Here is a 13,360-nt window from a genome sequence, read left to right as displayed (position 1 = left end):
TATTAATACGAATAGATGTTGGCACTAAAAAACCGCCGACAACATTGCCGACGGTTTATAGCTGTTATTGTTTGTGTGCACCTTAAAGCCTAGGTGCATTGTGTTCGGTTAATTGGCAGCTTGAAACTCTTGCAAGAAACGCACGTCGTTCTCGGAGAACATACGCAAGTCGGCCACGTGATATTTCAAGTTGGTGATGCGTTCTATACCCAAACCAAAGGCGTAACCCGAATAAACGGTGCTGTCTATGCCGCAGGCTTCAAGCACATTGGGGTCTACCATGCCACAACCAAGGATTTCAACCCAACCAGTATGCTTGCAGAATCCACAGCCCTCGCCGCCACAGATGTGGCAAGAGATGTCCATTTCTGCGCTTGGTTCGGTGAAGGGGAAATAGCTTGGGCGCAGGCGGATGTCGGTGTCGGGACCGAAAAGTTCGCGTGCAAAGGTGAGCAAGACCTGTTTTAAATCGGTAAACGACACGTTCTTGTCGATGTACAAGCCTTCAAGCTGATGGAAGAAACAGTGTGCACGTGCCGAGATAGCCTCGTTGCGGAACACTCGTCCTGGGCAAATCACACGGATGGGTGGCTGTTGGCGTTCCATCACTCGGCTTTGGTCGTTAGACGTATGCGAGCGCAAAATAACATTCTTCGTTACATCGCTGGGATTTGTCTCGATAAAAAAGGTGTCCTGCATGTCGCGTGCGGGATGGTCGGGTGCGAAGTTCAGTTTGGTAAACACGTGCAGGTCGTCGTCGATTTCCGGTCCTTCGGCGAGTGTGAACCCCATTCGTTGGAAGATATCGATGATTTGGTTGCGCACAATGGTTAGCGGATGGCGTGTTCCAAGCTTGATGGGGTAGGGCGTACGTGTAAGGTCGGGCGCGTCTTCGGCCTTCTTTTGTGTACCCACAGCCTCTTTCAGTTCGTTCAGCTTGTCTTGTGCAAGCTGTTTCAACTCGTTGATTTTCATTCCTACCGCTTTCTTTTGGTCGGCAGCCACATTACGGAAGTCGGCCATAAGGGCGGTAATCTCACCTTTTTTGCTGAGATATTTCAGGCGCAGTTGTTCAATTTCGTCGGCGTTTTGTGCCGAGAGATTGCTCACTTCGTTCAACAGTTGGTCTATTTTATCGAGTATCATCTTTTATTGTGTTATTACAATTTGGATGCAAAGTTAATATTTTTATATTGAAATAAACATGGTGTGGAAATAAAGTTGTACTTTTGCATCAACTAGGACACATTTTGGCTGTGCAGAAAAGCGCATGCCGAGTTGCCCACTTTACGTTAAGAATAATTTGAGAGACTAACAAAAGGATATAGGAAACGAAAGGAAAGAGGATGAAGAAACTTATTTTCTTTGCTATAATGGTTGTGCTACTGATAGCGATGGGGAGCACAACCACGGGTTGTACGGATAAGAAACCGACAACCGCCGACAGTACGCGCACTGATACAATTGTGGGCGATACCGCAACGCGCGACACGCTTGAGAGTATTATCGAAGAACAACCCATGCCGAAGGCGGCAGACGAATTGTTCGACGACTTTGTGTTCAACTTTGCTGCAAACCGCAAGTTGCAGTTTGCGCGAGTAAAGTTTCCATTGGACGTTTACCAAAACGAGAAGGTGGTGAAACGCATTGAAAAGAAAGATTGGCGCATGGAACACTTCTTTATGAAACAGGGCTATTATACGCTAATCTTCGATAACGCCAAGCAAATGGAATTGGTGAAAGACACAACGATAAGCCATGTGGTTATTGAGAAGATTGCGTTCAACAACAAATCGGTTAAGCAATTCCTCTTCAACCGCGTAAACGGACAGTGGATGCTTACGTCGATGAACCTAAAAGCCATGTACGAAACCACTAATGCTTCGTTTTTGCAGTTTTATCAACGCTTTGCATCGGACAGTGCGTTTCAGGTTCAAAGCCTGAACGCCTTGGTTGAGTTCACCGCTCCCGACCCCGACGATGATTTCGGATCTATCACTGGTTCTATCTCGCCCGAACAATGGCCGTCGTTCAAGCCGGGGCTTATTCCGAAGGGCGAGATTTACAACATTATCTATGGCCAGAAGTACACGGAGAGCAACCGCAAGCTGTTTGTTATCCGTGGCGTGGCCAATGGTATGGAAACAGAAATGTACTTCAAAAAGTTGAAAGGCAAATGGAAACTCGTGAAGTTTAACAGCTAGGCTTTTATTTTGTGCATGACAGAGCATTACGATTACGATCTTACGCCGCATAACACTTTTGGCATTAAGGCGAGGTGTAGGCGATATGTGGCCTTCGATACCGTGGCAGAGGCGCAAAAGGCTTTGCCAAAGCTGGTGAGTGCCAACGAACGACTGCTGATTTTGGGCGGTGGTAGCAACCTGTTGCTGACGGGCGACTTCGACGGGACGGTAATACATTCGCACATTATGGGCATGGAACAGCACGATGACGGCGAAGAACACGTGCTGTTGCGTTGCGGTTCGGGGTTGGTGTGGGACGAGGTGGTGGCTCAATGCGTGGCCGATGGCCTGTATGGAGCCGAAAACTTGTCGCTTATTCCTGGCGAAGTGGGAGCTAGTGCTGTACAAAACATTGGCGCATACGGTGCGGAGGTGAAAGATTTGATAACCACTGTGGAGGCCGTAGAGGTGGAAACAGGCCGCATTGTGCACTTTACCAATGCCCAATGTGAGTATGCTTATCGCCAAAGTCGTTTTAAACGCGATTGGAAAAATCGTTTTTTCATCACCCATGTCACCTATCGGCTCTGTCGAACCTTTGTTCCACATCTTGATTACGGCAACATTAAGGCTGCATTGGCCGAGAAAGGCGTCGTTGTGCCCACGGCCATAGAGTTGCGCCAGGCCATTATTGACATTCGAAAGGCTAAGTTGCCCGACCCCAAAATGGAGGGTAATGCAGGCAGCTTTTTTATGAATCCCATCGTGCAACGAAGTAAATTCGAGGCTTTACTGCCCCTTTATCCCGACATGCCACATTATATAATAGACGCCGACAGGGTGAAAATACCCGCAGGTTGGATGATAGAACAATGCGGATGGAAAGGAAAGGCGTTGGGTAGGGCAGGCGTTCATCACAAGCAAGCATTGGTTTTGGTGAACAAGGGCGGTGCCGAGGGTAGCGACGTGCTGGCTCTTTGCCGTCGAATACAAGCTGATGTGAAGGCAAAGTTTGGCATAGACATCTATCCGGAGGTTAACATACAATGAAATTCACGTTATTAGGAACGGGCACTTCTAATGGTGTACCCGTGTTGGGGTGTGGTTGTGAGGTTTGTCGAAGTGACAATTCCAAAGACAAACGCATGCGATGTGCATTGCTTGTTGAAAGCAAAGAGCACCGCGTGCTGGTAGATTGCGGTCCCGACATCCGCATGCAGCTGATGCCGCAAGTCTTTCGGCCTATAGATGCCGTGTTGCTTACCCACATACATTACGACCATGTGGGTGGTGTTGACGACCTTCGGCCCTATTGTAGCTTTGGCGACATCCACCTTTATGGTAACGTTGACACCGTAAAGGGATTGAAACACAACATGCCTTATTGCTTTTCGGACGACCTTTACCCAGGCGTGCCGCTGCTGAAACTGCACGCCATCGAACCCCATCAGCCCTTAATGTTCGGCGACATCAACGTGATGCCCTTCGTGGTGCTGCACGGACAGATGCCCATCTTGGCCTACAGGTTTGGCCAATTGGCCTACATCACGGACATGAAGACCATTGGCAACGACGAGTTGCAGTACCTTAAAGATGTGGAAGTGTTGATAATAAATGCCTTGCGGTTTGAAAAAGAACACCATTCTCACCAATTGGTGAGCGAGGCCATCGACTTTTCACGGCAGTTGGGAGCAAGGCGAACAATACTAACGCACCTTACTCACCAGATTGGTTTGCACGAAAAGGCTAGTAAAAGGTTGCCTATCGGCGTGGAATTTGGGTATGATGGAATGCAGGTCGAGCTTTAAAAACCCGACCCACATTTACCATTTTAGTCTGAAAAGCGGCTTTCCGCTGAACTTTCGATATAGTTTCCACCCTAATATAAGGGCGTCTAACACGCCTGCTCCCGTGTTTAACACGTCAGTAAAACGCTTGGAAGGCGAGGTGTCCGCTTGTTCGTTGGGTCGGAACAGCTTATCCCACAGCGTCTTTATTTTCGCGTCCTCCTCTTCAATTTGCTTTTTCAAGGCCTCCTTTCGGACCCTTATCTGCGTTAGCGACCTATACGATGGTGTTTGTATCGTTTCGTTTTCCATCATGTTAATCCATTAAGATACTTGCAAGAATTCTAACCACGGGTTTCTCTATCCATTGCTTGCGGAAAGCGAAGATAAGCAGAAAGAGCACCAAGTAGAAGGCGGCCACGATGCAGAAACTGGCAGCCATGCCCAGTTTTGGCGCCAAAGCGTAGGCTGCGGCGAATGAACCGAAGATGGCAATCATGAGTATCGAGGCCGTGAGGATGCCCAACAAGGTGGCAACGGTGATGAGGCGCACCACCTTTTCGATTACATCGAGCTTCACAAATTCCTTTTGAAGCCCGATGTAATCTTTGAGCACCTCCACGAGTTGCCCGATGGTTTGCACGTTGTTGTCTGTCGAGAACATGGCCATGTTATTCAACAATCGACTCGGGAACGGCGTCCTTGATGTCGTCAACAAGGTCGTCAACCTGCTTGCGGCTCAACTTGAGGTTGTGTCTTTTGCAGAAGTCGTCAACGGCATCTGATATTTTGCAACGTGTATCTTCGCCCTTTTCAGGAGCAACGAGCAGCCCTAGGGCTGCACCAGCGATGGCGCCACCTAGAAATGCGCCAATGTAACCTAATGCTTTCATACTTCTTAATCTTTTAGTTGTTTATGATTATTGTATTTAAATAAGTATTGATCGCTCTTGTAAAGGCAAACAAGCCTCATGGCATTCAATATAAAAGCAAATGTAGTAAAACTATGACAAAGCTCAAAATCTTTATGTCATTATTTATGTTAAAAAGCGTGTAGAGTGCTCAATTAACAAACTTTATGCGAGCATATCTCGTGTTTTAGTTATATATTTTGTAATTTCGCCCATCATAAAGCGATTGTAAGTTTAATTCTAAATAGGATAGAAGATGAAGAAAAGTATGATTTTATGCGCCAGCTTGTGTGCTGCATTTATGTTGTCGAGCTGTGGATCGAGCAAGGAAAGTGCCTACAAGAGGGCTTACGAAAAGGCAAAGTCGCAAGAGCAGACGTCTGGTGAGAGCGCTGCGCCTGTTGTGACGCCCGTAGAGGAGTCGCCTGCAACACAGATAACCGTGGAAGAGAGTGTTGAAAACGCCTCAGTAAGGCAAGAGAACGTCACTGTTGTGAGCGGTTCCGGTCTGAATGATTACAGCGTTGTCGTTGGGTCTTTCTCTTTGAAGACCAATGCCGAAGGGCTTTACAATAAGTTGAAGAGCGAAGGCCACGACGCACGTCTGGCATACAATGCCGACCGCAATATGTATCGCGTTGTGGCAGCCTCGTTCACATCGAAAGCCGATGCTGTAACCTCTAGAAATGAATTCCGTGCTACTTATCCCGACGCTTGGTTGCTATATAGAAAGTAAACCAACGTGGCCAGGATATTATCCGTAGATTACGGACAGAAAAGAACAGGCATCGCTGTTACCGACCCGCTGCAAATTATCTGCAACGGGTTGGTAACAGTTTCTTCGTCTACATTGGTCGACTTCCTGCTCGACTACACGAAACGTGAGGAAGTGGAACTTATCGTTGTGGGCGAACCAAAACAAACTAATGGGCAACCCAGCGAAAACCTCGAACGCGTGAGGCAGTTCGTGGCGCGATGGAAGAAAGCGTGCCCCACAATACCCGTCGTATATTACGATGAAAGGTTCACGTCGGTGTTGGCTCATCGGGCCATGATTGACGGAGGCTTGAAGAAAAAAGCCCGACAAGATAAGGCGTTGGTCGACGAGATTAGCGCTACAATCATTCTACAAAGTTATCTAGAATCAAAAAGAAGATGATATTACCAGTATATATATATGGACAACAGGTGCTGCGTAAGGTGGCACAAGACATTCCGTTGGACTATCCCAACTTGAAAGAACTAATCCAAAACATGTTTGAAACGATGGAAGCAAGCGACGGCATCGGGCTGGCCGCACCGCAAATTGGTTTAGACATCCGTTTGTTGGTGGTAGACCTTGATGTGTTAGCCGAGACTTATCCAGAATACAAGGGTTATAGAAAGGCGTTTATCAATCCCCATATCGTTGAGATTGACGAGCAATCGCCTACCGAGAGCCTGGAAGAAGGCTGCCTTTCGCTGCCAGGCATACACGAAAAGGTGACGAGACACACGCGCATCCGTATGCAATATGTTGACGAAGACTTAAAGCCGCACGACGAATGGTTTGAAGGTTATCTCACTCGCGTGCTGCAACACGAGGTAGACCACCTTGACGGCATCCTCTTCACCGACCACCTTTCGCCTTTCCGCAAGCAGCTCATTAAAAATAAATTGAAGGCACTGCTGCAAGGCAAATTCCGCTGCGGATACCGCACGAAGCAAGCAACGCGCTAAGCTCCTCTTCGTCAATCCGAGCGTGCAAAGCCAAACTTGTTTGGCTTTTGCCGGGAACGTGAAACCGTTTTCATCGCAATGAGAAAAAGCAAAACGGCCTTTGCGCCTTGACAGCGCCAACAGTATTACATCAGAATTTATTGCCATAGGTTGCATGAGAAGAAAGATTGCACTTGTTTTTTTCGCACTAGTCGCGTTCATTGCCCGTGCGCAGTTCAACGTAGATAGGCTGATGACTAGTGGACAGATAGCCCTCCATTACGAGGACTACGTGCTTTCCATGCAATATTTCAACCAGATAATCTCACTTCGGCCTTACCTTTACCAGCCGTGGCAATACCGCGCCATCGCCAAATTCTATCTGGACGACTACGTGGGAGCCGAAGAGGATGCCGGCGAGGCCATCAGTCTGAACCCCTACATCGAGGACATTTACGACCTTCGAGCCATCTCGCGCATCAGGCAAAGCAAGTATCAAGAGGCAATAACCGATTACAACCGTGCCATTAAGCTCAATCCGAGCAACCGAAACTATTGGTACAATCGCGCTGCCTGCCGCATGAACGGCAAGGATTATGCGGGTGCGCACCACGATATTGACACAATTGTGTCGCGTTGGGCCGACTATGCCAATGCCTATACCCTAAACGCAGAGGTGTATTTGCACGAGAAAGACACGCTGAAAGCGGCCGAATGGCTGGACAAAGGCTTGAAACTAGACCCATACGACGCCAATGTATGGACCATGAGAGCCTACATAAGCCTGTCGCGAAAGCAATGGCGCGAGGCTGATGAGTTCTTGGGAAAGGCCATTCACCTGAAATCCAAGAACGTGGACAACTATCTCAACCGCGCCATTGCCCGCGTAAACCTAAATAACTTGCGTGGTGCAATGGCCGATTACGACCTTGCACTGGAACTAGACCCCAACAATTTTCTTGGACATTACAACCGCGGACTACTTCGTTTGCAGCTGGGCGACGACAATAGGGCCATCGCCGACTTCGATTTCATCATCAAGATGGAACCAAACAACTTCATGGCCGTGTTCAATCGCGGCATACTTCATGAGAAAACGGGTAACATACGCGCCGCCATCGACGACTATTCTACGGTCATCAAGCAGTTCCCCAACTTCTGGATAGGGCTTTCTTATCGTGCCCGTTGCTATCGCCGACTGGGCATGGTGGCCAAAGCCGAACTCGACGAGTTTAAGATTTTCAAAGCACAGATGGACAAACGGTTGGGCGTTCAGGCGCGTTGGACACGTGCCAAGCTGAAAGAAGTGCGCAAGCGTAGCGAGATAAATATGGACAAGTACAACCAAATGGTGGTGAGCGACGAGAATGAAGTGGCACATGAATACGAAAGTCGTTACCGCGGGCGCGTGCAAGACAACGCCACCAACACATCGCTCATGCCCATGTTCCACCTTTCGCTCGTGCCATACGCCAACGGAATACGTTCTTATCAGGCTTTCGACCGCGACGTAGAACAGTTTAATCGCGTGGCAAAACTTGGCCGCCCCTTATACGTTGCTTGTGGAAATGAACAGTTAGACGAACGCCACTCGAAAGATTTCTTTGTTCTTGTCGAGTCGTTGACGCAGAGAATAGGTGCCAATGCCAACAATGCTGAGTTGCGAGCCTTGCTCTTACAGCGTGCGGTGACCTACGGAACACTGCAAAATTTCGATGCAGCGATAGCCGACCTCACAACGTTGCTCTCGCTAGACAGCACCTCCGTCCTGGCCTATTGGCATCGGGCAGTGTGCCAAATGGCCATGAGCGGTTTCAAGGCATCCAATGGAGCAGATGCTAAATTGCTGGAAGCAGGAGCTTTATCCGACTTAAACCGGGCCATAACCCTACAACCTCAAAGTGCTTACCTATATTATTGTAGGGCGAATTTGTACTACAACCAAGGCAACAACGATAAAGCCATTGCCGATTATACGGCAGCCATCAAACTAGACAGTCGGTTTGCCGAGGCCTATTTCAATCGCGGACTGGCCCATGTTGCCCGTGGCGAACGCCCGCAAGGCGTTAAAGACCTTAGCAAGGCAGGCGAACTAGGCCTTTATTCGGCCTACAACATCATCAAGAAAAACAGTGCCACGACTGCACAGAAGAAGTAAAGCTTGGCGCGTATAACGTATTTTACCACAGCATTGTTGGCCAAACCATATACTACAAACCCTTTTGCGCGGGTGCTACAAGCGGCTTGTAGTGGAGCTACCAGTGGTTTGTAGTTGCGGTACAAGCAACTTTGTATTGTTTTTAAGCAACGTTAATGGCTCCTTAACTGTTGGCTATTTCACTTCGTTTGTTCAAGCACATCAGCAAATGTTTTGGGTAGAATGATGTTTGTTAGCGAAATGGCGTTTTGAAACAGTGGGGCAATCTCCCCATCTGTAAAGCCTGCAATGCCACACCCAATCCTTGTAACTAAGAATGTGTACTCAGGGTGCTTGCTTGCAAAGCTGATGAACTTGTCTACAAACGGGCGTATTGTTTCTACTCCGCCTTCCATTGTCGGGATGGCGTAGGATTGGCCTTGCAGTCCGTCTCCTTTTCCCCATACCGCACCAAACTTGTTGAGTGCCATGCGTGCGGCACCTCCGCCATGATAGCCTTGAATGTTGCTGCCAAACACAAATATCTCGTTTGGGGCGAGTGTTGTTATTTGCTCTTCCGTGAATCGTTTCATCTTGTTTCCCCCTTTCTTGTAGGTTTGATGCCTATGACGTGCTTTCGGTTTATTATTTACTGGCAAAGTTACGCCTATTTCGTTTACGATGCAATAGCTGAAAGGCCTTTTTCGACAATGAAGTCGTCCTAGCTTTTTATCTTTCTACAAATTGAGAGAAACCTATGGTTTTGTGCAGCAAAACCAAGATAAACGCCCCACCCATGTACGAAGTGCCAGACAAGGGTACGATGAAATCTGGAATTCTGCACCATTTGTCTGTGGCAAAACATGGCTATGCCTCAAAAAAGGTAGCCTGGCGGAAGTTTTTCAATACATTCTTTATAAGTTGAAAGCATCTTTCCAGTGGCACATAATGAGGAAAAAGTAAAGCGCACTTCTTAATGTTTCTTATGTTCTTATGTCAAAATGGACGTATTTAGGCACAATACGCAAAGATGAACGTTTTCGCTAAGCCAAATGAACAATGTCGAGCTTGCTCAAACATTGTCATGGCAAGAAAACGCACTTTTCGATGAACGAGAAAAGAACGATTAACCCGCTCACTTATCCACTCGCCAACTTGTCCACTCGTCCACTCGCCAACTTATCCACTTGTCCACTCGTCAACTTACCAAATATTGTCAGCTTTTCAGCAAGAAATTTAACACTATGAGTGTCCTTTTTATCCACCAACTGCTCACCTTACCGCAAAAAATCGATTCTCGCGAAGGTTTGTTTCGATGCCAAACAGGGTAAGGTTGTGCATGCGGCAAAATGAATTTTTATTTAAAGAAAACGTCCTTTGCACCATTTTCGGGGCTGTTTGGTGCAAAATTAGTGCGTTTTGCCGCTAAATGCAGTGCGTTTTGATGCTAAATGCAGTGCGTTTTGCCGCTAAATGCAGTGCGTTTTGGTGCAAAATGGAGTGCGTTTTGGTGCTAAACGCAAGGCAAAATGCTGCTAAATGCAGTGAGATTTGCCGCTAAATGCGAGACGAAAAGCATAAACATCCATAGTAATTGTATAAACAAAACCTTTTAATGCCATGAAACACATGACTAGAAAGGGCAAAATGGCCATTAAAAAGTGGGGTTTTAGGGGCTAAAAGTGGGTAATCGGGCTTCAAAAATCATGAGTTGGCAACCAAACTAGAAAGGCAAAATGGTGCAAAATGCAGGTTCTATGCTTAAAAATAGACAACCCCCAAGGCACGGAAGGGTAGAAATAGTGACTTTTTGCCGACTTTATAACCAATATTTTTGCTAGATCGGAGCGAAAATTAGAGCGATATTGTAAAATAAAAGATAATAATTTAAGTTTTAATGTTGATGAACTATTGAGTTGATGAGGTTGTAAGTTGATGGCCTTTTGGGTTGGTGAGCTTTTGGGTTGATGAATTTGTGAGTTGAAGAGTTTGCGAGTTTGCGTGCTAATTAGTTGGTGAGCTGGCCAGTTGAAGTCTTCGGGAATTGTTGGGTCTTAGCGAGTTTATATGCCCGTGAGTTGACTTGTGCTACACGTTTCTCCATTTGGAGAAAGATTAAACGCCAAAACAACTTCGGCATGTAACTAACTGTCTTCTAAAAACTATTGCCAGAACGGATGGTGGATAGATGTGCGCGAAATGTGTTTGTAGCGAATGTGTTTTTACCATTCATCATCGTTTTACACATGATTATATAATAAGAGCGTTTTCGATTATATAATAAGAGCGTTTTCGCTAAGCCAAATGAACGATGTCGAGCTTGCCAGAACATTGTCATAGCGAGAAAACGCACTTTTCGAGGAACGAGAAAAGAAGGTATGCTTGTTGGTGAAGAAACTCCCTGTTTAAACACTGCAAATCCCTTGGATAACTACTGTAACAAGGGCAAAAGAGTTGCCAATGCCCTTGGAGTTTACTGCTTACAAATCGCATGGTTGGACATTATTCTTAGCGTAAAATTTGTTTTTCTCCGCATATAGCGTTAACTTTGCAAAGTCGTTAGGAAGAAAACGCCATCTAATTTTGCCAGTTTGGTTGTGCCTTGTGTACGACAAGGGCAGGGTAGGGCGGTACTTTCGCGCGACGCTCATTATTATTAAAAGATAAGGATATGAAAAAATTGGTATTGCTTTCAATGATGCTTTTTGCATTTGTTGGATTTGCTGTGGCACAGCAACAGGCAGAAATTAAATTTGATAAGATTACCCATAACTTTGGTACTTTCAGTGAAAAGAACCCTGTTCAGGAATGCACCTTCACCTTTACCAATGTAGGAAAGACCCCCCTTGTCATCAACGAGGCCACGGCTAGCTGTGGCTGCACTGTCCCCTCGTACCCCAAAACGCCCATTAAACCAGGTGAAAAGGGCGAAGTGAAAGTTGTTTATAATGGCAAGAACATGTTTCCTGGCCACTTTAAGAAAACCATCACTATCCGTACCAACGGCGTTACTGAAATGACACGCATCTATGTGGAGGGTGTTATGGAAGAGGCGAAGTAACTAAACGGCAGACGAACGTTTTCGTTAAGCCAAATGAACGATGTCGAGCTTGCTCGAACATCGTCATGGCGAGAAAACGCACTTTTCGAGGAACGAGAAAAGAACGTTTTTCGTTAAGCCAAGTGAACAGAGTCGAGCTTGCTAGAACATCGTCATGGCGAGAAAACGCACTTTTCGAGGAACGAGAAAAGAACGGTTTTCGTTAAGCCAAATGAACAAAGTCGAGCTTGCTCGTACATTGTCATGGCGAGAAAACGTACTTTTCAAGGAACGAAAAAGAACGAAATTGGTAGGCTATAAAACGCTACACGAACAAAGATTGTTCTGTAAGCGAATTTTATAGGATTAGCCCTAAATTATAAGGTGTTTAAAGCGTGGCTTTAAGCACCTTTTTTTGTAACTTTGCACCATTATGCAACTCGAAATACTCTCACAGTCCGATTCTAATACCTTGAACGGATTGATACAAGCGGCAAACAACATCGTGATTTGCTGCCATAAGTCGCCCGATGGAGATGCTATCGGCTCTTCATTGGCGTGGGCCGAATACCTGCGGCAAGTGGGTAAGGAGCCGCTCATTATCGTTCCCGACGCTTTTCCCGATTTCCTTAGATGGCTGCCAGGCGTAGAAAAGGTGATGCGTTACGACAAACACACCGCCGTTTGCAAGGAACGTATTGCCGAGGCAGACCTTGTTTTCTGCCTAGACTTTAATGCAACGAACCGTGTTGACGACATGCAGCAGGCCTTGGAAACCACCACAGCCCAGCGAGTTGTGTTCGATCATCACCTCAACCCGCAGATGGATGCTCGCCTGATGGTGTCGTTGCCGCAGATGAGCAGCACCTGCGAAATCGTGTTCCGCATCGTTTGGCAGCTCGGAGGTTTCGAAATGTTCAGTAGGCAAGCCGCCATTGCCGTGTATTGTGGCATGATGACCGACACGGGAGGCTTTACTTATAACTCCACTCGCCCCGAAATATATGTCATTATCGGGCATTTGCTGACCAAAGGATTTGATAAAGACAAGGTATATCGCAACGTTTACAACAATTATAGCTCGTGGGCCATCCGTTTCCGCGGCTACCTGATGAGCCAGAAACTCAATGTGCTGAACGAGCTTAACGCCTCGTACTTTTGCATTACGCGCCAAGACATGAAGAATTTTCATTTCGTTAAGGGCGATGCCGAAGGGCTTGTTAACGAGCCTTTGCGTATAAAAGGGCAGAAATTGGTTATTTCGTTGCGCGAAGACACCGACAAAGACAACCTCATTTTGGTAAGCTTGCGTTCGGTAGACGACTTTCCTTGCAACGAGATGGCGGAGCGTTTCTTCAACGGCGGCGGCCATCTCAATGCCAGTGGAGGTAAGCTTTTCTGTTCGATGAGCGAGGCCGAGCGGGTTGTTCGCGATGCCATCATGGCCTATTCGGGGCGTTTGCGGGCTTGACCAACATCGTTTTCGCGGTTTTGGTGTGGTATTAAGGTTGCTTCGCGGCATCCGCTTTGCCCCCGACATGTGGGATTTGGACGGCCAACAGATGTGTAAAAATCCAAAAATACGGGGTCGTTCATCCTGA

14 protein-coding genes are annotated in these 13,360 nt (G+C 47.0%); 9 read left to right on the top strand and 5 right to left on the bottom strand.

Annotated features, from left to right (window positions below):
• Positions 1-108: 108 nt before the first annotated feature.
• On the bottom strand, positions 109-1,146 hold the full coding sequence (pheS, locus tag HMPREF0670_RS04975) for a phenylalanine--tRNA ligase subunit alpha (RefSeq protein WP_009230074.1): 1,038 nt from the start codon (positions 1,144-1,146) through the stop codon (positions 109-111).
• 200 nt (positions 1,147-1,346) lie between these two features.
• On the opposite strand from pheS, the gene HMPREF0670_RS04970 reads away from it, so the two are divergent.
• Genes HMPREF0670_RS04970 through HMPREF0670_RS04960 form a run of 3 tightly spaced genes read left to right on the top strand, consistent with a single transcriptional unit; the run spans position 1,347 to position 3,994 of the window.
• Positions 1,347-2,204: a DUF4348 domain-containing protein gene (locus tag HMPREF0670_RS04970; protein ID WP_009230073.1), complete on the top strand. Its 858-nt coding sequence runs from the start codon at positions 1,347-1,349 to the stop codon at positions 2,202-2,204.
• Between the two features lie 15 nt (positions 2,205-2,219).
• Positions 2,220-3,236 carry a UDP-N-acetylmuramate dehydrogenase gene (gene murB, locus HMPREF0670_RS04965; protein ID WP_009230072.1) on the top strand — a complete coding sequence of 339 codons (1,017 nt, stop codon included), beginning with the start codon at positions 2,220-2,222 and terminating at the stop codon, positions 3,234-3,236.
• Positions 3,233-3,994, top strand: coding sequence for an MBL fold metallo-hydrolase (locus tag HMPREF0670_RS04960; protein ID WP_009230071.1), 762 nt, complete (start codon positions 3,233-3,235; stop codon positions 3,992-3,994). The genes murB and HMPREF0670_RS04960 overlap by 4 nt, the downstream gene beginning before the upstream one ends.
• A 15-nt stretch (positions 3,995-4,009) precedes the next feature.
• On the opposite strand, the gene HMPREF0670_RS04955 is transcribed toward HMPREF0670_RS04960, so the two are convergent.
• From HMPREF0670_RS04955 to HMPREF0670_RS04945, 3 genes are read right to left on the bottom strand one after another with little or no spacing between them, the layout of a single operon-like run.
• The gene (locus HMPREF0670_RS04955; RefSeq protein ID WP_044077718.1) at positions 4,010-4,285 is read right to left on the bottom strand and encodes a hypothetical protein; all 276 of its coding nucleotides are present in this window, start codon (positions 4,283-4,285) and stop codon (positions 4,010-4,012) included.
• 4 nt (positions 4,286-4,289) lie between these two features.
• Positions 4,290-4,637, bottom strand: a complete 348-nt coding sequence (locus tag HMPREF0670_RS04950) for a hypothetical protein (RefSeq protein WP_009230070.1) — start codon at positions 4,635-4,637, stop codon at positions 4,290-4,292.
• A gap of 7 nt (positions 4,638-4,644) precedes the next feature.
• Complete coding sequence (locus HMPREF0670_RS04945) at positions 4,645-4,866, bottom strand: YtxH domain-containing protein (RefSeq protein ID WP_009230069.1); 222 nt, start codon at positions 4,864-4,866, stop codon at positions 4,645-4,647.
• A gap of 274 nt (positions 4,867-5,140) precedes the next feature.
• Between HMPREF0670_RS04945 and HMPREF0670_RS04940 the strand changes: the two genes are divergently transcribed.
• The 4 genes from HMPREF0670_RS04940 to HMPREF0670_RS04925 all read left to right on the top strand — a co-directional run bounded on the left by HMPREF0670_RS04940 (position 5,141) and on the right by HMPREF0670_RS04925 (position 8,740).
• Complete coding sequence (locus HMPREF0670_RS04940; protein ID WP_009230068.1) at positions 5,141-5,620, top strand: SPOR domain-containing protein; 480 nt, start codon at positions 5,141-5,143, stop codon at positions 5,618-5,620.
• 6 nt (positions 5,621-5,626) lie between these two features.
• Positions 5,627-6,043, top strand: coding sequence for a Holliday junction resolvase RuvX (gene ruvX, locus HMPREF0670_RS04935; RefSeq protein WP_009230067.1), 417 nt, complete (start codon positions 5,627-5,629; stop codon positions 6,041-6,043).
• A complete protein-coding gene (gene def / locus HMPREF0670_RS04930) occupies positions 6,040-6,603 on the top strand; it encodes a peptide deformylase (protein WP_009230066.1) in 564 nt (187 codons plus the stop codon). The genes ruvX and def overlap by 4 nt, the downstream gene beginning before the upstream one ends.
• A 154-nt stretch (positions 6,604-6,757) precedes the next feature.
• Positions 6,758-8,740, top strand: a complete 1,983-nt coding sequence (locus HMPREF0670_RS04925; protein ID WP_044077717.1) for a tetratricopeptide repeat protein — start codon at positions 6,758-6,760, stop codon at positions 8,738-8,740.
• Positions 8,741-8,919: 179 nt separating this feature from the next.
• Here HMPREF0670_RS04925 and HMPREF0670_RS04920 read toward each other — a convergent pair whose 3' ends face one another.
• Complete coding sequence (locus tag HMPREF0670_RS04920; protein ID WP_009230064.1) at positions 8,920-9,312, bottom strand: hypothetical protein; 393 nt, start codon at positions 9,310-9,312, stop codon at positions 8,920-8,922.
• 2,078 nt (positions 9,313-11,390) lie between these two features.
• On the opposite strand from HMPREF0670_RS04920, the gene HMPREF0670_RS04915 reads away from it, so the two are divergent.
• Positions 11,391-11,780 (top strand): DUF1573 domain-containing protein, encoded by a 390-nt coding sequence (locus HMPREF0670_RS04915; RefSeq protein WP_009230063.1) that lies wholly within the window; start codon positions 11,391-11,393, stop codon positions 11,778-11,780.
• A 412-nt stretch (positions 11,781-12,192) separates the two neighbouring features.
• A complete protein-coding gene (locus tag HMPREF0670_RS04910) occupies positions 12,193-13,230 on the top strand; it encodes a DHH family phosphoesterase (RefSeq protein WP_009230062.1) in 1,038 nt (345 codons plus the stop codon).
• The last annotated feature ends 130 nt before the right edge of the window (positions 13,231-13,360 follow it).

It is taken from the genome of Prevotella sp. oral taxon 317 str. F0108, assembly GCF_000162415.1.
In the GTDB taxonomy this organism is placed as follows: domain Bacteria; phylum Bacteroidota; class Bacteroidia; order Bacteroidales; family Bacteroidaceae; genus Prevotella; species Prevotella conceptionensis.
Note: the sequence above shows the minus strand (reverse complement) of the source record. Positions and strands in the feature narration are given on the sequence as shown.